The organism is Candidatus Manganitrophaceae bacterium (genome assembly GCA_016200325.1).
Classification (GTDB): Bacteria; Nitrospirota; Nitrospiria; order SBBL01; family Manganitrophaceae; genus Manganitrophus.
On record JACQEZ010000001.1, the window covers coordinates 130,674 to 148,235 of the forward strand.

A 17,562-nucleotide genomic window follows, 5' to 3' on the forward strand; every position below is an offset into this window, starting at 1 on the left:
AAAATAGATCGCTCTAAAATTAAATCCGATAGAGGGCCTGAGCCTGCGTCAACATCTGATTCCAGCGCCGGCAAAGCGCCTCTCGTTTGGTCCCTTTGATTTGAGGAAAAAAGGTTTCTTTGATGAGAGCGACTTGAAAGTATTTTTGATTGACCCCGTCACGGGCTTTGTCCGTCAGAAGCGCGGCACCCCGAATGGTTGAGTCAGGATCATTGGTAACCGTAATCGGTTTTCCAAAAAGGTCGGCCTGCATCTGAAGCAAACGCTTGATCTGAGAGCCGCCGCCACTGGCGATGATCTTCCGAATCGGAATCGATTTGTCTTTTTGGATGAGGGTGAAAATGTCGGTCATCAAAAAGGCGATCCCTTCGACCGCGCCGCGAACCAGGTCTTCCTTGCGGCAGGCGCCGGTCAAGCCGAAGAGGGTGGTCTGAACCGTGTTGTCCCAATGCGGCGCGCCCAGGCCGATTAAGGCCGGGAGGAAAAAGATCCGCTCGCGCGATTTGGCGCAGGCGGCGTCGATTTCTTTTTCCGATCGAATCAGCCCCAGCGTGCGAAGCCAGGTGAAGAGCGGGCCGATCCCGTTGACGGTCCCTTCCACGAGATAGGTTGTCTCCTTCTCGCTCGACCAGGCGACGCTGGAGAGAAGCCCCGGCACCGTCGCGCGGCGGGTGCCGGTGTTGACCAGAAAGAAACCGCCGGTGCCGTAGTTGACGTTTGCCGCCCCGCGTGTCAGCCCACCCAATCCCGCAAGCGAGGCCTGCTGATCGCCGATGCTGCAGGTGATCGGAAGGCGCACGCCATCCATCACCGCCTCCCCAAAATCCGATTGCGTCGGGGCAACCTCCGGGAGAATCTCCCGCGGGATGCGGAAGTGGTAAAGAAGATCGTCGTCCCAATCGCCCTCATCCAAATTATAAAGCAGCATCCGCGCGGCGTTGGTCGGATCGGTCCGATGGACGGCGCCTCCGGTGAGATGCCAGATTAAAAAAGTATTGACGGTTCCACAGACGAGATTTTTGATCGACCGCCGCTCTTTTTTCATCTGCCGCAACACCGCGGCGAGCTTGGTGGCGGCGTAGTAGGGGGTCAGCGGAAGGCCGGTCTTTTTGATAAAGTCGGGGCGGGCGAAGTCGGCGAGCCGGTCGCCGGCGCGTCGGTCTTGCCAGCTGATCGCGGGAGAGAGGGGCGCGCCGCTTTGGCGGTCCCAGCAGAGGAACGTGGACCGCTGGTTTGCAATCCCGAGGGCGATCGGGGGGCTCTTCAGACGGATTGCTTCGCGGACGATTTTTCGGAGAACACGCTGAGTCGTCTTCCAAATCTCGGTCGGATCATGCTCGATCCAGCCGGGCCGGGGTGAGAAGGTTTGGATCGGCGCGTCGGCGCGGGCGAGGATCTTTCCGTGAGGGTCGAAGAGGGCGGCGCGGGTACGGCTGCTTCCCTGGTCGAGCGCGGCGATCGCCCAACGCGCGGGGGCTTTCCTCATTTGGAGCCCGGCTCTGATCGGGCGCCGTCTCCGGGGGCCAGGCCCTTCACGTGGATTTCCCGCTGTGGGAAAGGCATCTCGATTCCGTTTTCCTGAAAGAGTCGGTGGATCTGATAACGGAGGTCGCTTAAAGAGCGGGGGCCGCTCTTCGGCTCCTCAACCCAAAAAGAGAGCTGAAATTGAAGGGCCGAGTCGCCGAAGGCATGAAAGGTGACCTCCGGCTCCGGATGTTGGAGGACCTGCCGATTGACCCGCGCCGCCTGGAGGAGAAGCGAGGTGACCCGCGTCACGTCCGAACGATAGGCGACGCCGACGATCAAATGAAGCCGGACGCGCGGGTCTTCGTACGACCAGTTGATCACCCGGCTGGCGACGAAGTCGGAGTTCGGAACGATGATGGCGATGTTGTCGGGGGTGAGGATCGTCGTCGAGCGGATCTTGATCTGATAAACGTCGCCGGTGATGTCGCCGACCGAGATCCGGTCGCCGATCTTGATCGGCCGCTCGAAGAGAAGGATGATCCCGGCGACGAAGTTGGAGGCGATGTTCTGAAGGCCGAACCCGATCCCGACGCTGAGCAGCCCGGCGATGAACGCGAAGCTCGACAGGTCGAGCCCGATGAACTGCAGCCCCAGCACGAGGCCGACGAACATCAGGAAGTAGTGCGTCAGGCGGATGAAAGTATATTGAAGCCCTTCGGCGATCTTGAAGCGGGGGAAGATCCGTTTGCGAAGGGTTCGTTGCAGGAACCGGGAGAAGAGGTAGGCGGAGAGGATGAAGAGGGTTGTCCCGAGAAAAGAGATCAGGGTGACCGGGGTCTTCTGAACGTGAAAGAGCGGGGTGTGGAGGATCTCCGAGAGCTCACGCATCGAATAGCGCAGTGTCTGGTCGCTCGTCACCGCGCCCCCGAGGCGAGTCGTGTCTTTCCAAGATGGAAGCGCGCTTTGTAAGCCCAGAGGCGGTCTTGTCTCCGTTTGAACGACGGCGAGAGCTTGAAGACCTCAATCGCCTTCCGGAAGCTCTCCACGGCGCGGGAGACATTGCCGATCTGGAGCTGGAAGAGGCCGAACTTATAATATCCCTCGGGACTGGAAGAGTGGATCGAGAAGAAACGGTCGAAATAATCTTGCGCCTCGTTGTTCCGTCCCCGGGCGGCATAATATTCGGCCAGCCGCAGCGCCGGCTCGCCGTAGCGGAACTTCGGATTCTTCTGCAGCGCCTTCAGAATCAGCGCCTCGCCCCGGGGCTCATCGCCTGAAGCGATCGAAGCGAGCCCCAAATAGTAGGTGGTCTCTTCCGAATCGGAGAGACGCTCATAAGCCCGCTCCAGATAAGGAAGCCCCTGTCGTCCCTTCCCCCGCATCACCAGAAGGCGGCCGAGGTCGCTCAACGAAGCGACATTGTGGGGGTTGAGCGCGATCTCCCGTTTGAGCCCGGAGATTTCCGATTCGAGCCGGAAGATCTCCACCCCCCGCCGAAAAAAACCGGTGAACTGATAATCGAGGGCAAAATAAAGGCCGACGATCACCAGGATGGCGAGCAGCGGGCTGCCGGTCAGAAGGGTAATAATATAAAAAATAAAAAAACGGGAGAGCATGACCCGGCCGACTCCAAATTAGACGATGTCCCTAATACTATTCAATAAAAAGCGGTTTGTCAAAGAGGCGGCTCGCCTGATTGCATCCAGAACGCCGACACGGCGTGAGACCGAAAGGGCGGCCCGTCGCATCCCGAATCAGATCGGCCCCTAAAGTGAACTCCAATGAAAACTCGACCCGATCATCAATTAAGCGTAAGGGTTCAAGTGGAAGATTGAACTCGGTATTGATTTCAGGTACGATGGAGTGTGGCATCGAAGGAGAGTCATAAAGCAATGCGGTATATCGTCGTCTGCGACGACCTTTTCTTCTATGACGTCTTAAAGAGCGTCAGCCAGGTGGAAGCGGCCTGGCTTTTTCTTGTTCAAGAGCCGGTGCTCGCCAAACAGCTGGAGGTGAGGGGGGTCCCGGTCCTTCAGGGGACCTTTTCAAACGGCGCGATCTTTAAGAAAGCGAAGATCGATCCCGACGACTGGGTGCTGATTGCAATGGCCGACATCCGGTCGCTTCAACGGGTGAACCGCTCGCTCGCCTCGGAAGGGGTTCAGCCCTCGCTTGTCCTGACCCGGGAGGCGATCGGCAAGCCGCTCGCCGACCTGAGGACGGTCTCCTGCGGCGAGCTCCTCTCCTCGTCGTTGATGTGGGAGCTGCATGCCGTCACGCTGCGCGATAAGACCCGAAAGATCCGCCGGCTCCTTGAAGAGGCCGGCTGCATTGTCATCCTGATTCAGGACGATCCCGACCCCGACGCCATCGCCTCCGCCGTCGCGCTCCGGACGCTCCTCGGACGGAATAAACTGACGGCGCCGATCGCGTCGTTCGGTGTGGTCGACCGGCCGGAGAACATCGCCATGGTCAAGCGGCTGGAGATCGAGGTCGAGCAGATCGATGCCGCGCGGCTGCACGACTTCGACCGCTTCTGCTTCGTCGACACCCAGCCGAGCCGCTTTCGGGTCAAGTTTCCGCGGGTCGACGTGGTGATCGACCATCATCCGGAAGAAAAAGGATACCCCGCGGCGTTCCGTGACATCCGGCCGAACAAAGGGGCGACCTCCACCCTCCTGACGGAGTATCTGCGGGCCGACGATGTGAAGATCAGCCAGCGGCTGGCGACGGCGCTTCTCTATGGCATCGGGACCGACACCGCGTTCTTGGAGCGGGGGACCCATCCGGCCGATGTCGAGGCCTTCTCTTTTCTCTACCCGCTTGCCAACCATGCGCTGATCCGGCAGATCGAGCGGCCGGAATTTCCGCAGGAGGAGGCCCGCTTCGTCCAGAAGGCGATTCGGCGCTGGCGGATCGAGCGCAAAATTCTCGTCTCGCATGTCGGACGGGTCCCGCGGCAGGACATCGTCCCGCGGCTCGCCGATTTTTGCACGCAGGTGGAGGGGGTCGATTGGTCGATCATCTCCGGCATCGTCTCGGGGAACCTCATCGTCTCGGCGCGGAACATGGGAAATACCGGAAATGCCGGCGGCCTCTTAAAAGAAGCCTTCGGGCGGCTCGGCCAGGCCGGCGGGCATCGATTCATGGCGAAGGCAACGATCCCCCTGACGGCCTTCCGCGCCGCCTTCCGAAAGACCGACGAGCGATTCGTCCGCGACAAGCTCTTCGATCTGCTCCTCGAGGTCGCCCGGCGCGGGACGATCACCCCATGAAGCGGGATGGGAAACGGGACGTCAAGAGGGTTCGATCGATCGCAAAAAAACCGAGTCATGAAATGAATAACATCCTCCTCTCGGCGGCGGCTGAGGTCAGCTCGAAGGTGGGGGCGCAGGCGATCCTTCTCTACGCCGATTTGGTGAAGGAGGTCGCGCCGCTCAAGGCGCTCGCCAAGGAGATCGCGCTGGTCCTGGTCACCCGGGGCGAGCGCTCGTTTAAGGAGATGCAGCGCTCTTTCGAGCAGGTCGTCCGGGTGCCTCAAATCGATCTGACCCGGATGGGGCAGGTGAAGCTCGGCGTCATGATGGCCCTCTCCGCCGGAAAGGTCCAGATGGGGGATCGGATCGTCTGTCTCTCCGGCATTCGGCGGTTCGGATTTCTCGACAGCATCGTCGTCCTCGACATCGGAAAAGAATTTGAGGTCCTCACCTCCGCCGAGCTCTCCGACCTGACCCGCGAGATCCGCTATGATCTTTTCGAGGCGATCCTCAATCTGGCGTTGGAGCTGGCGTACCAGGGGCGGGCGGGGAAGATGGTCGGGGCGCTCTTTGTCCTCGGCGACCATGAGCGGGTCTTGCAGCTCTCCCGGCAGATGATCATCAACCCCTTCCACGGCTATCCTGAGGAGGAGCGGAATGTGCTCGATCCGAAGCTGAAGGAGACGTTGAAAGAGTTTGCGGCGATCGACGGCGCGTTCATCATCCGGGAAGACGGGGTAATCCTCTCCGCCGGGCGGCATCTCGACGCCGCATTCGAAGGGCGGGATCTTCTCCACGGGCTCGGAAGCCGGCATCTGGCGGCGGCGGGAATCACGGCGGTGACGCAGGCGCTGGCGGTCGTCGTCTCCGAGTCGAGCGGCGCCGTCCGGATCTTCAAAGGAGGAGAGACGATTCTGGAATTGGAAAAGGCGGTTCATCGAGAGCGGGAAGAGTCGGTCTGAGTTTTCCGTCGGCGTGGCTTTACACGGGTGCGGGTATCGGGCGGAGAGGGAATCGGTCGTCTAGAGTATGACGGAAACAAGACGGGAAGCGCGGTGGGGATGGCTGACGATCCTGTTGCTGGGAATCGGCCTGGTCTATTTGGCGAAAAGCGTCCTGATCCCTTTTGTTATCGCCCTGCTGTTGGCCTACGCTTTCGATCCGGTCGTCGGTTATTTAGAGCGGCGGCGGGTTCCCCGCTTTGTCGCCATCTGGACGATTTTGGCGGTGATCGTCGGGTTGTTCGTCCTCTTCCTGCTCGTCGTCATTCCGGTGATTCAATCGGAGCTGACCCGCGCCCTGGAAGAGCTCCCGGTCTACCTCGAGCGGGTGCAAAAAGAGCTGGTTCCCTATCTGGAGGGCCGATTCGGATTCCATATTCCGAACACCTTTGAGGAGATGAGCGCGGTGATCGTCCCGCGCTTGAAGGAGCAGGCGCCGAGCATCTTCGAGCCGGTCACGGCGATTCTCCTTTCCTTCTTCTCGAATACCGCGCATCTCCTCTTCGCGATTGCCAATCTGATCGTTATCCCATTCGCATTTTATTATTTTTTAAAAGATTTTGATCGGCTGAAGCAACGGATCGGCGAATATATTCCCCCCCGACATCGGCCGGAGGTGCACCGCTGGCTTCACGAGCTCGATCAATCGTTGAGCGGGTTCATCCGGGGGCAGCTCTTGATCGTTTTGATTTTGGCGGGGGCCTACTCCGCCGGATTGACCCTGATCGGCGTCGAGCTCGCTTTTGTGTTGGGGATCATCGCCGCCTTCGGTGAGATCGTCCCCTACGTCGGCTTCACCGTCGGCCTCTCTCTTTCCGTCTTGGTCGCCTTTCTCCAATTTCAAGACCTGCTTCACCCTTTTTATGTTCTGCTCCTCTTCGCAGCGATCCAGTCGGTCCAGGGATTGGTGGTCGCCCCGTTGGTGATGGGGCAGCAGGTGGGGCTTCACCCGTTGGTGGTGATTGCGGCGGTCTACATCGGCGGGGATCTCTTCGGTTTTATCGGGATTCTGCTGGCGGTGCCGGGGGCGGCGGTGATGGTCGTTCTCTTCAAAGCGCTGACGGAGCGGTATCGAAAGTCGGTCCTTTATCGCACCTAGTCGCGAACATAATTGCGAACGTGGTCCCTTATCCTAATTCGGAATATATTCCGCGACCCCCCAGGCCCGTTCTTCCGTCTCGCCGGTTTTCAGCACCCCTTCGATCGCCATTAAATAATAACCGCCCCAGACCCAGTTCTTGGAAGCATTTTTTCGTGACCAAGCGTAGAGGGTGCCGACGGTGGGGGCATCGACCTTCCAACGTTGGGGAACAGGATAGAAGGCAAAGGGGGGATGGATGCTGTTGAGGAGGCGGAGCGGGATCGGCGGCTTGAAGAAGTAGGCCGGCTGCTTGGCCGATCGGATAAATCCTCCCTCGGGAAGGAGGGTCTCGGTGAAGTGATACCGATCGAGGAACTCCTGCCCGCTGGCGCTGTTCCGGTGGAGGTAGATCTCGCGCCCTCGCTCGGTGATGAGATAGAACGCTTGGTATTCTTTATAGAGCCCTTTATAGCGCTTGAGGCCGTTGAAGCCGCTCCAGACGACCGGCTCGTGGATCAACTCTCCCCAGTATTCTTTTCCCCGGAGGGTAAGAACCGCTTCGGCGGCGCCGATCTGTCGTTGAAGGGTTTTTCCGGCATCGGAGGCATACAGCGTCTGGACCGGCCCGCTGGCGACATTGATGGTGAAGTCCCCTCCGTCATAGCGAAGTTTGAATCCGGAGGTGCGGGAGCCCTCCGCTTTGGCAAAGTAAGAAGGTTGAATCGTCTTCAGATCGCCCGGCTTGTAGAGGTATTTGTCATTTCCCTCCAAGAAGGACCATTCATTGTGGACGAAGATCGCCCCGAAGAATTCCCCGTAAAATTTATCGTCTTCTTGTCCCCGGCTGAAGGTGAAGACAGCGAGCACCAGGTTGTCGATCTCTCTTCCGCGAAAAATGAAACGATCGGAGTAGTAGCGCGTCTCCGGCTCGGCGGAAGAAGCGAGGGTGACAAAGAGAAAGGGGAGGAGGACAAAGGTCAGAAGGATGGCGCGCCGGAGTCTCATGCGATGATGTTGCCACTGGAGGGAGGACGATGTCAACTGGCTGTCCTCCTCTATCGGTGCTTTATCGGTGAAAAAGCGCCTCTCGCCCTGTTTCTATAAGTGATTCTTCCGCACGCCGCGGGCTGTGACAATCAGAGCCAAGAAGACGACCCCGCCCCAGGGATAGGCAATCAGGAAAATCAGCGGGGTCAGCGCCCATCGGACCGCCGTCCTCAACGGCTCATGGGCCCGGATGACGTCGGCGATCGGCGGGGAGTAGCGGTAGTAGGTTTGAACAAAAAGTTGTCCCGGAAGATTCGTCAAGAGATAGCGGTCCCTAAACTGACGAAGGACCATGACATGCGGGTCGAGATAACTTCCATAAGCCGCGGTGGCGATGAAGCAGCCGCCTCCCCCGCCCCCTCCGCTGCTGCCGGAAGCGACTGGCGCCGGCTTGGTGGCGGGGCCGGCGATCGTCTCAATGACCCCGTTGGCGGTATGGTCGCTGTCTCCGACATCGCCATCTTTTAACTTGAGGGTCACTGTATTTCCCCCGGAGAGGAGCGATCCGGTTGCGTCGGCCGACACCATCTGGTTGACGCCGCTGTCATACCGCAGCCAGAGGACCTGCCCGGTGATCGGCGCCGGGAAGGTGGCGCTGACGACTGTTTCTGCACCGGGGGTGAGTCCTTTGATTTTTAACGAAAGGACACCGACGGGGAAAGTCAGATCGCCGGGGATCGTGGTCAACGTGGCGGGATCGATGATCTCTGCCTTCTCGAAGGCTCCCGCGGAGATGGAAAGGATGACCGATCCATTTCCGCGCGGGTTTGCCACGGTGATCGTATCCGACGCGCCGACCTGCGGACCGGCCAACGGAACGGTCGGCGTCGGCACCGAGGGAGAGGCGATCGCCTGCAATCCGGTGGCATCGAGGGCGTCGAAGTAATACGTGTAGTCGGCCCCTTCCGGAAGCGGGTTGTTGTAGCTATAGAGAATGCCGCCGACCGGATCTCCCTTTTCAAGCGACATCGCGAATGGACTTCCGGTGACCTCTTTTCCCCCTTTGAGGAGATGCAGCCGCGGGGTGCCGGCGAGCGGGAGATCTCCGTCGGCGTCTTTGTAGGTCACGCGGAATTTAAACGGAGTGTCGGCGGTGCCGGTCTCGGGATCGAGGCCGTCGGTCTGATAATTGGCCTCCCCGGTCCATTGCAGCGTGGGGGCGGTCCCAGTCGATTTCGGGGTGCTTAAGTGCGACTCGATCACCTGGTATGGGAGGGTGCTCGACGACCAATTCAGCTGCAGGGAGGCCGTTCCTGTATTTTCGAAATATTCCAATTTGAGATTGTGCGAGCCGGCGGTGAGCGCCACCCCCTTCTCCAATGAAACCAAGCCGTCGGTCTCCTTCCACTGGTCGATCAAAATCGCCCCGTCGATCCAGAGACGGACCCCATCGGTCGTAACGACGTTGAAGACATAGGTGTCATCCGTATCGATCTGAATCTGTCCGGTCCAGCGGACCGAGAAGGTGTCGGGAGCAATCGCTGGGGCAGACGGTCCAAGGTCAGGCGCTCCGGTTCCCCAGGAGAAATCGATCTTCGGATCGGTTTGGGTTGAAACAAACTCGGTAAAATCAGGATTATTGTAGTAGTCCCCTTTTAAGCCGGGACAGCCGACCGTCAAGGTGAGATTGACCGATTGCGTGACCGGGCCGCTGCTTGCAATCACCGTTAAGGGATAATCGTGACAGTCGACCGTCTTGCCTACATTGAGGGTCAATGTTGACTTGGCCGAGCCGCCTGCGGGCGGGGTGACCGAAGCGGGGGAGAACGTTCCAGTGATTCCGTTAGGGAGAGGAGCCCCGCCGAGCTGGAAGGAGACAGCCTGAGTGAATCCTTGCGTTCCCTGGACATTCAGCGAGACCGATCCCGAGCCCCCTTGCGGAATGGAAACCGAAGCGCTTTCCGCAGAGAGGCTGAATCCGCTCGAGAAGACGGCATTGACGAACTTATTTTTATCCATCGTCAGGCTGCAGGTGGTCTGGCTGCCGCTGCAGTCGCCGCTCCACCCGAGGAAAGGGGCGCCCGGTCTGGGGGTGGCGAGCAAGGTGACAGAGGCGCTGGGCTTGAGTGGACCGGAGGTGCAGATGTCTCCGCAGTTGATCCCGCTCATCCCGTCCGGATCGGTGCTCGTGACGATCCCATTTCCAGTTTTATTCACGGTCACGGTGAAGCTGTTCGGCGGGTTGAAGGTGGCAGTGATTTCCTGTGCTCCGTCTAAAGTCACGACACAGGTTCCAGTTCCGCTGCAGTTTCCACCGGACCAGCCGGCAAAGGTCGAACCGCTCGCCGGGGTGGCCGTCAATGTAATTGAGGTGCCGACCGTAAATGAGGCCGAGCAGGTACCGCCGCAGCTGATCCCGGCGGGGCTGGAGCCGATCGTTCCGGTTCCGGGTCCTGCCTTCTTTACCGTCAGACTAAAGGTTTTCAAGGTAAAGGTGGCAGTGACGTTCTTAATTCCATCCATCGTCACAGAACAGGTCCCCGTTCCACTACAGCCACCCGACCAGCCAGCAAAGTCGGAATTTGTAGAGGGATTTGCCGTCAGCGTAACCGTTGCCCCGCTGTTGAAGGAAGCCGAACAGGTTCCCCCGCAGGTAATACCGGTGGGGGAAGAAGTCACCGTTCCTGCACCGGTACCGGCTTTGGTCACAATGATATTGAAGGTCTTGAGAGTAAAGATGGCGGTCACGCTCTTGGCGCCATCGATGATGACGACGCAACTTCCTGTTCCGCTGCAGGCCCCCGACCAGCCCGTAAAGAGAGAGTCCGTATCGGCGGTGGCGGTTAATGTGACCGAGGTGCCCGAATTATAGGAAGCCGAGCAGGTCGCGCCGCAATTGATCCCTGTAGGGGCGGAGGTGATGGTTCCCGTTCCATTGCCGGACTTGGTAACGGTAAGGCCAAGCGTCTTCACCGTAAAGGTGGCGGTTACCGTCTTGGCGGCATCCACTGTGACGACGCAATCTCCAGTGCCGGTACAGCCGCTGCCGCCCCATCCGGTGAAGGTCGAATTGCTGTCCGGATGGGCAGATAAGGTCACTACCTTTCCGGCGCTGAAGAAGAGGGAGCAGGTAGGACTGCAGTCGATTCCCGCAGGAGCGGAAGAAATGCTGCCGGTTCCATTCCCCGCCTTGACCACCGTAAGAGAGAAGGTCTGGGTGCCGAAGTTGGCAGTAATGGACTTATTGGAATCAACCGTCACGCTGCAAGAGGTTCCTGTGCTGCTGTTGCAGCCGGACCAACCCGAAAAGGTGGCATTCGGATCTGGGGATGCCGTCAGAGTGACCGTCGTGCCAATCGTATAGGAGGCCGAACAGCTGCTTCCGCAACTGATTCCTGAAGGGGCGGAGGTTACGGTACCATTGCCGGCCGTGGTAACCGAGAGGGTGAAGCTCTTTAGCGCAAACGTCGCGGTAACACTCTTTGCCGCGTCTACGGTGATCACGCAATTTCCCGTTCCGCTGCAGGCGCCTGACCAGCCGGTGAAGGTGGAGTCAGAAGCAGGGCTTGCGGTCAGCGTTACTGAAGCCCCGCTGTTGAAGGAAGCCGAGCAGGTTCCGCCGCAATCAATACCGCCAGGAGAGGAAGTGACCGTTCCCGTTCCGGCGCCTGCTTTACTGACGGTCATGCTGAAGGTGCGGAGAGTAAAGGTGGCGGTCACGCTCTTGGCGCCATCAATGGTGACGACGCAGCTCCCCGTTCCGCTGCAGGCCCCCGACCAGCCCGTAAAGAGAGAGTTTGCATCGGCGGTGGCGGTTAATGTGACCGAGGTGCCTGAATTGTAGGAGGCCGAACAGGTCGCGCCGCAATTAATCCCGGCGGGGGAAGAGGCAACGGTCCCTGTTCCTGACCCGGTCTTGGCGACGGAGAGACTAAAGGTCTTTAGGGTAAAGGTCGCCGTGACACTCCTCGCTGCATCCATTGTCACGGTGCAGGGGCCGGTTCCGGTGCAGGCGCCCGACCAGCCGGTGAAGTCGGAGTTGGCTGAGGGGGTCGCGGTCAGGGTGACGTTCGCTCCGAAGTTGAAGTTCGCGGTGCAGGTGGCGCCGCAGTCGATTCCGGTTGGGGAGGAGGTGACGGCTCCGCTCCCGGTGCCGCCCTTGGTCACGTTCAGAGCGAAGTTTTGAACATTAAATGTGGCGGTCACAGACTTTGTGGCGTTCATCGTCACGGTACAAGTGTTTCCAGAAGTGCTATCGCAGCCCGACCAGCCGGCGAAGGTGGCGTTCGATGCCGGGCTGGCCGTCAAGGTGACCGAGGTTCCGATATTAAACGAGGCCGAACAGGTGGTCCCGCAGCTGATTCCCCCCGGCGCAGAGGTAAGGGTTCCGCTCCCGGCCCCCGATTTTGCTGCGGTGAGGGAGAAGGTCTTGAGGGTGAATGTGGCCGTCACCGATTTTGCAGCACTCATTGTCACGGAGCAGGAAGCGCCTGTGGCCGTGTCGCAGCCGGTCCAGCCGGAAAAGTTGGAGTCAGCGACCGGTGCGGCGGTGAGGGTGACGGAGGTGCCGGTGTTGAAGAAGCCGGAGCAGTCGGTTCCGCAGCTCACGCCGGCCGGCAAGGAGGTGACTGTCCCGGAGCCGTTGCCGTCTTTCAAGACAGTCAGGGCGACAGTCTGAATGCCAAAGCTGGCGGCAGCCGATCGGTCGGTATTCATCGCGAGGGTGCAGCTGCTTCCCGAAGCGCTGTCGCAGCCCGACCAACCGGAGAAGGTGGCGCCGCCGGCGGGGGTGGCGGTTAGCGTCACGGAGGTACCGACGGTCAGCGTGGCGGTGCAGACATTCCCATTGGCGCCGCAGTTAATTCCGCCGACATTGCTGGTCACCGTTCCATTCCCGGAGGTGGCAACCGAGAGGGTAAAGGCTTTCAGGGTGAACGTCGCGGTGACGCTTTTTGCCGCATCCACGGTGACGACGCAGCTGCCGGTCCCACTGCAAGCGCCCGACCAGCCGGCGAAGGTCGAATTGGAGGCGGGGCTGGCGGTCAGCGTGACCGAAGTTGAAATATTGAAAGAAGCCGAGCAGGCGGCACCGCAATCAATCCCGACAGGAGAAGAGGTCACCGTTCCTGCACCAGTCCCTGCTTTCGTAACCGAGAGGGTAAATGTCTTGAGGGTAAAGGTGGCGGTGACATTCTTTGTCCCATCGATGGTCACAGAACAGGTTCCGCTCCCGCTGCAGGCGCCCGACCAGCCGGCGAAATCGGAGCTGGCCGAGGCGGTCGCCGTTAAGGTGACGGCGGTGCCGGAATTGAAGCTGGATGAACAGGTTGCCCCGCAATCGATGCCGGTTGGAGAAGACGTCACCGTTCCGCTCCCGGTGCCGCTCTTGGTCACGTTCAGTGCAAACGTTTGAATGTTGAATGTGGCCGTCACCGATTTTGCAGCACCCATCGTCACGGTGCAGGAGGTGCCGGCGGTACTGTCGCAGCCGGACCAGCCGATAAAGTTGGAGTTGGACGACGGGCTGGCGGTTAACGTCACGACCGTTGCCGCGTTAAAAGTGGCAGAGCAGGTGGCCCCGCAGTTGATTCCCGCGGGAGCGGAGGTGACCGTTCCGGTTCCGGTCCCCCCCTTCGCGACCGTTAAGGCAAAGGTCTGGAGGGTAAAAGAGGCGGTGACCGATTTGGCGGCGCTCATTGTGACCGAACAGGTCGTTGACAGTGTGCTGTTACACCCGGTCCATCCGGTAAAGGTCGAATTCGTTCCGGGGATTGCGGTGAGCGTCACCACCGTCTGGAGGTTGAAGGAGGCCGAACAGGTCGCCCCGCAATCGATCCCGGCCGGGGCGGAGATGACGGTGCCTGCCCCGGTGCCGGTCTTGGTCACCGACAGGGTGACCGGCGGCTGGTAAATGATCTCCGCATAGAGCTCGGTAATCCGATAGTCTGTCGAACGCTCGGTATCGTCCACCAGCGCGTTCAGGGCAGTGATGTCGGCCCAGGTCCAAGCGGTGCCGGTGCTTGGATTGATCGGATAGAGGATGCCGGAATAGCCTTGGTAGGAGCTGCTGCTGGTAATGCTGCTGCTCCAGAAATCGGTTCCGTTGGTTTGGAGGCCGATCCGGAATTGGTCGCTGCCAAAACTAAAGCTGCTATCGGTCCTGAGAACTGTTTTGATTTGGACTGAAACGATCGTTCCTAAATCTGACGCATTGTCCAACGCAAGGCGCGCCGTATCATTGCTTCGGAGGAGTCCATAAGAAGTGTTTCCGTCATTGGTATCGAGCGCGGTCGCGGCGGTGCCGCCGACATATTGGCTTATCTGATCGTTGGTGGCGGAGCCGGCGGGATGAAGAAGGAGGGTGTCGGCATAGGCGGAGCTGTTCCAAGAAAAAAGCGTTGCCCAGGCGAGCAGCGCCACGGTTGCCAGAAAATGCGGTTGTTTCATCCCCCCTCTTGGTCCCCTTTGTATTCTTCCGCAGCCTCTTTAATATTATGAAGCTTGCAGGAGAGTGAAGTGATTGGTGATTAAAGCGTGAATGCTCCTCATTCCAAAATGGAATGCTAGTTTATGGCATATCCTTGGGCTCGGCAATACCCTCAGAAGAGGGGGTTGACCTGTTTTTGCTTTGGGGTTTCGAACAGACAGAGAACTAAGCAAGAAAAGATTGAATCGAATGAGCGGGGAATGGCTTAGAAGCAAGGTCGTCGAAGGAGTGCCGGACCACCAGAACCCTGGACGGATATGTAGTTAAGGGCGCGCGTTACCTCCTGTCGACCGGTGTTGAGGGCATTCAATAAGGAATAAAATATAAAAAATATACCTCAGAGATCTTATGTAGATTTGTAAGCTATTTTGGGTTCGATTGCAACGAAAAAATCGTGATTATTAAATTCCACACCGCTCGAGGGGCTAGTGATCGATCGGTTAAGCCTTCACCCCGGGAAAATGAAGCCGAAGGGTTGCTACGCGCGGGGGTGGGCAGGTCGATTCGGCCTGCCGAAGCAGACCCCGGCGCCTCTTCGTTTGACAACTTCATACTTCAGATCTATTCTTTGATTGATGAAGATCACCGAATGGGTCTATCAATTTATCTTAAGTCAGACGCAGCTTTCGCCGGTGGCGCTGAAGTGGATCGGCGTGGCGCTGCTGCTCCTCTTCCTTTTATATGCCGTCCGCCAGCCGGGCCGATTTCTGAAGCTTGTGGTTGTCATCGCCCTTTTTGTCGCCCTCGGCTATGCCGCCTATGATGTGGTTCAACTCGGCGTCGAACGGGGTCACCAGCTCGAAAAAACCCAACCCGGATTTATCAACGAATAAACCTCAATTTAGAGAATTTCCGCCCGATAGCACAGGACATGGCTTTTACCGGGCGCATCTGATATAATCCTCCTCCGAAAAAAGAGGCGCTGCATGTGGAGCGGGCAATTCTTATTCGGCGGGATTTTCGTTCTCTTCTCGGCTTTTTTAAGGGCATTGGCACGGGTTCACCTTCGACATCCGGTTTATACACGGCCTCGTGCTTTTCAGAGCCGGCGCTTTCTCTCGCTCCTCTCTCTGGTGGCCAACGTCTTCTTTGTCCTCGGTTTCCTCACCCTTTTTCTGATCCATCTTTTGGTCGGGGTGATTGCACTTTTTCTCTACCCCTTTTTCGTTCTTCCCGGTTTTGTTTTTCTCCTCGGGAAAATTTATACATAAAGCGGTGAGCGGATGTTTAGAGACCCTGAACGATTCATCCAAGAAAAACTCTCCAAGAAGATGCTCTCGGCCAACACGGTGCGGGATGCGATGATGGCCTCCTTTATTCTCACCCTCCAAAAGCGGGAGGCCGCGGCCGGCGCTGCCATGCCCGACCCGGTCGCCTGGCGCGAGGCAAAAGCCCGTGAGATGCGCGCGGCTGCGGCCGCCGCCTTTGCCGCGATCGGCGCCCCCTTCGAATATCCGACCCTTCCCCAAATGGAGAAGGTGAAAGAAGCGATCGAGCGGACGTACCATTGGGATCACCTTTCCGCTGATCTGCGCGAAGCGCATGAAGGGCATTGCCGGCAGCTTTTCTCAAAGTTCGAAGAACCGTTCTGATTGCGGATTGGCGATTACGGATTGCGGAGTTCAATAAATAAAGGAAAGTTCACCCGGAGATTTTTTAATCCGCATCCCGCAATCGACCATCGGCTCTCCTCTTGCGCCCTCCCTTGAAATCGAATATGATCGATTTCAATATGGAGACGAATCGATCCAATAGGGAAGAAGCTGCTCCAAATCCGATCAGCAGCCGGGAGATGCTCTACGAAGGGCTGGCCCTCCTGGCCGATCCGATCCACAATTACATCAGCTTTACCGTCCCTTTCGGGAGACGCGAGGAGGCGACCGAGAAAGATCTGATCGACTCCCGTTGGATGCAGCGGCTTCGCTACATCAACCAGCTTCAATCGGCCCGTTGGGTCTATCCCTCGGCGGAGCATTCCCGGTTCGTCCACTCGCTGGGGGCGATGCATGTGGCGGGGCGGTTTGCGCGGCATCTCTATCCGTCGCTGAAAGAGGTCGTTCCGGTTTGCCCTTCTTTTTGCTATATCGAGTCGCTCCTCCGTGTTTCAGTGTTGGTCCATGATATCGGTCATGGGCCGTTTTGCCACTTCTTCGATGATAACTTTCTCGACGAATTTAACCTCACCCACGAGAAGCTCGGCCAATCGATCATCCGGCAGGAGCTTGCCCAGATCATTCGGCAGACCCGAAGAAGTCCGAGCGGGGAGTTCGCCCCCGGTGAGACGCTCGATCCCGACCATGTCGCCTTTCTCATTCATAAAGATAAAAACTATAAGACGCCGGAGGAATATCCCCGCTGGCTGGTGATGCTCAAGCCGCTCTTCTCAGGGATTTTTACCGCCGATAACCTCGATTACGTCTTGCGCGACTCCTACATGTGTGGCGTTGCGATTGGGCCGGTCGATCTCGATCGGCTCATGCACTACACCTTTTTTACCGACCAGGGGCTCACGCTGCACAAGGCGGGGCTGCCGGCGTTGACGATGTTTTTGAATGCCCGTTCCTATCTTTATTTCAACGTCTATTACCATCGGACGACCCGATCGCTCGACATGCATCTGAAGGATATCTTTCGCGAGACCCTCAAAGAGATCTTTCCCTACAATCCGCTCGACCGGCTCGACGCCTATGTCGATCTGACCGACTGGTCGCTTCTCTTGGAGGTGAAGTCGTGGAAGAATTCTCCGGCGAAAGAAAGACGACGCCTCTATGAAGAGTGGGAGAAGATTCTGCTGAGGGACGTCAAATGGAAAATGGCCTATGACACGACCTTTTCGATAGATAAAGCCGAAAAGGAGAAGTGGATCTTAGACCCTACGGAGCTGGAGCGAGAGATGAGAAAACGGCTTCCGGCGGGGCGGAAGGATCTTCCCTTCCGGGTCGATATGGCCATTCAGGATCCCCGGCCGATCGATCCGCTTCGGATGGGGGAGCGGCAGATTTATGTCTTCAACCCTTCCACCCGGGTCGTCTCAAAGGAGGCGCTGACGGAATTTGTCGATCCGATCCCGGCGACCCTGATCCAGTGCCGCGTTTTTGCCCTTACCCACGATCACGATGTCCTCTTGTCGCGAATTGCGGAGGAAGCGTTGGCCGGCTATCCCACCGGTGCTGCTTCTTAAAAAGAGAAAGTCTCCTCCTCGTCGTCCCGATCTGACACCCCAATCTCATACACCCATCGGGTGCGAATCCCCTCATCGAACATTGACAAAAAGGGGGATAT

General features: G+C 58.5%; 12 protein-coding genes. 7 read left to right on the plus strand and 5 right to left on the minus strand.

The genetic code is table 11. The features are described from left to right. Positions 1 to 19: 19 nt before the first annotated feature. Genes HY282_00615 through HY282_00625 form a run of 3 tightly spaced genes read right to left on the minus strand, consistent with a single transcriptional unit; the run spans position 20 to position 3,083 of the window. On the minus strand, positions 20 to 1,486 hold the full coding sequence (locus HY282_00615; protein ID MBI3802249.1) for a glycerol kinase: 1,467 nt from the start codon (positions 1,484 to 1,486) through the stop codon (positions 20 to 22). Continuing rightward, positions 1,483 to 2,355 (minus strand): mechanosensitive ion channel, encoded by an 873-nt coding sequence (locus HY282_00620; GenBank protein MBI3802250.1) that lies wholly within the window; start codon positions 2,353 to 2,355, stop codon positions 1,483 to 1,485. Before HY282_00620 ends, HY282_00615 begins: the two co-directional genes overlap by 4 nt. Before the next feature lie 26 nt (positions 2,356 to 2,381). After that, positions 2,382 to 3,083, minus strand: a complete 702-nt coding sequence (locus HY282_00625) for a tetratricopeptide repeat protein (protein MBI3802251.1) — start codon at positions 3,081 to 3,083, stop codon at positions 2,382 to 2,384. A gap of 276 nt (positions 3,084 to 3,359) precedes the next feature. On the opposite strand from HY282_00625, the gene HY282_00630 reads away from it, so the two are divergent. The 3 genes from HY282_00630 to HY282_00640 all read left to right on the plus strand — a co-directional run bounded on the left by HY282_00630 (position 3,360) and on the right by HY282_00640 (position 6,824). After that, positions 3,360 to 4,742 carry a bifunctional oligoribonuclease/PAP phosphatase NrnA gene (locus tag HY282_00630; protein MBI3802252.1) on the plus strand — a complete coding sequence of 461 codons (1,383 nt, stop codon included), beginning with the start codon at positions 3,360 to 3,362 and terminating at the stop codon, positions 4,740 to 4,742. A 62-nt stretch (positions 4,743 to 4,804) separates the two neighbouring features. Continuing rightward, entirely contained in the window at positions 4,805 to 5,686 is an 882-nt protein-coding gene (locus HY282_00635) for a DNA integrity scanning protein DisA nucleotide-binding domain protein (protein MBI3802253.1), read from the plus strand. A gap of 67 nt (positions 5,687 to 5,753) precedes the next feature. Beyond that, positions 5,754 to 6,824, plus strand: a complete 1,071-nt coding sequence (locus HY282_00640) for an AI-2E family transporter (GenBank protein ID MBI3802254.1) — start codon at positions 5,754 to 5,756, stop codon at positions 6,822 to 6,824. Between the two features lie 33 nt (positions 6,825 to 6,857). Here the strand turns inward: HY282_00640 and HY282_00645 are convergent, their stop codons facing one another. Next, positions 6,858 to 7,847 carry a hypothetical protein gene (locus HY282_00645; protein ID MBI3802255.1) on the minus strand — a complete coding sequence of 330 codons (990 nt, stop codon included), beginning with the start codon at positions 7,845 to 7,847 and terminating at the stop codon, positions 6,858 to 6,860. Between the two features lie 57 nt (positions 7,848 to 7,904). After that, positions 7,905 to 14,240: a hypothetical protein gene (locus HY282_00650; protein MBI3802256.1), complete on the minus strand. Its 6,336-nt coding sequence runs from the start codon at positions 14,238 to 14,240 to the stop codon at positions 7,905 to 7,907. A 615-nt stretch (positions 14,241 to 14,855) separates the two neighbouring features. On the opposite strand from HY282_00650, the gene HY282_00655 reads away from it, so the two are divergent. From HY282_00655 to HY282_00670, 4 genes are all read left to right on the plus strand, one after another. Next, a complete protein-coding gene (locus HY282_00655; protein MBI3802257.1) occupies positions 14,856 to 15,113 on the plus strand; it encodes a hypothetical protein in 258 nt (85 codons plus the stop codon). 93 nt (positions 15,114 to 15,206) lie between these two features. Beyond that, the gene (locus HY282_00660; protein MBI3802258.1) at positions 15,207 to 15,491 is read left to right on the plus strand and encodes a hypothetical protein; all 285 of its coding nucleotides are present in this window, start codon (positions 15,207 to 15,209) and stop codon (positions 15,489 to 15,491) included. 12 nt (positions 15,492 to 15,503) lie between these two features. Then, entirely contained in the window at positions 15,504 to 15,872 is a 369-nt protein-coding gene (locus HY282_00665; protein ID MBI3802259.1) for a hypothetical protein, read from the plus strand. A gap of 125 nt (positions 15,873 to 15,997) precedes the next feature. Further along, positions 15,998 to 17,461 carry an HD domain-containing protein gene (locus HY282_00670; protein MBI3802260.1) on the plus strand — a complete coding sequence of 488 codons (1,464 nt, stop codon included), beginning with the start codon at positions 15,998 to 16,000 and terminating at the stop codon, positions 17,459 to 17,461. Positions 17,462 to 17,562: the final 101 nt, after the last annotated feature.

Bases quoted from the DNA above. Each gene is read 5' to 3' on its own strand.
- HY282_00615 (MBI3802249.1), bottom strand. From the start codon at position 1,486: ATGAGGAAAGCCCCCGCGCGTTGGGCGATCGCCGCGCTCGACCAGGGA.
- HY282_00620 (MBI3802250.1), bottom strand. From the start codon at position 2,355: ATGCGTGAGCTCTCGGAGATCCTCCACACCCCGCTCTTTCACGTTCAG.
- HY282_00625 (MBI3802251.1), bottom strand. From the start codon at position 3,083: ATGCTCTCCCGTTTTTTTATTTTTTATATTATTACCCTTCTGACCGGC.
- HY282_00630 (MBI3802252.1), top strand. From the start codon at position 3,360: ATGCGGTATATCGTCGTCTGCGACGACCTTTTCTTCTATGACGTCTTA.
- HY282_00635 (MBI3802253.1), top strand. From the start codon at position 4,805: ATGAATAACATCCTCCTCTCGGCGGCGGCTGAGGTCAGCTCGAAGGTG.
- HY282_00640 (MBI3802254.1), top strand. From the start codon at position 5,754: ATGACGGAAACAAGACGGGAAGCGCGGTGGGGATGGCTGACGATCCTG.
- HY282_00650 (MBI3802256.1), bottom strand. From the start codon at position 14,240: ATGAAACAACCGCATTTTCTGGCAACCGTGGCGCTGCTCGCCTGGGCA.
- HY282_00655 (MBI3802257.1), top strand. From the start codon at position 14,856: ATGAAGATCACCGAATGGGTCTATCAATTTATCTTAAGTCAGACGCAG.
- HY282_00660 (MBI3802258.1), top strand. From the start codon at position 15,207: ATGTGGAGCGGGCAATTCTTATTCGGCGGGATTTTCGTTCTCTTCTCG.
- HY282_00665 (MBI3802259.1), top strand. From the start codon at position 15,504: ATGTTTAGAGACCCTGAACGATTCATCCAAGAAAAACTCTCCAAGAAG.
- HY282_00670 (MBI3802260.1), top strand. From the start codon at position 15,998: ATGATCGATTTCAATATGGAGACGAATCGATCCAATAGGGAAGAAGCT.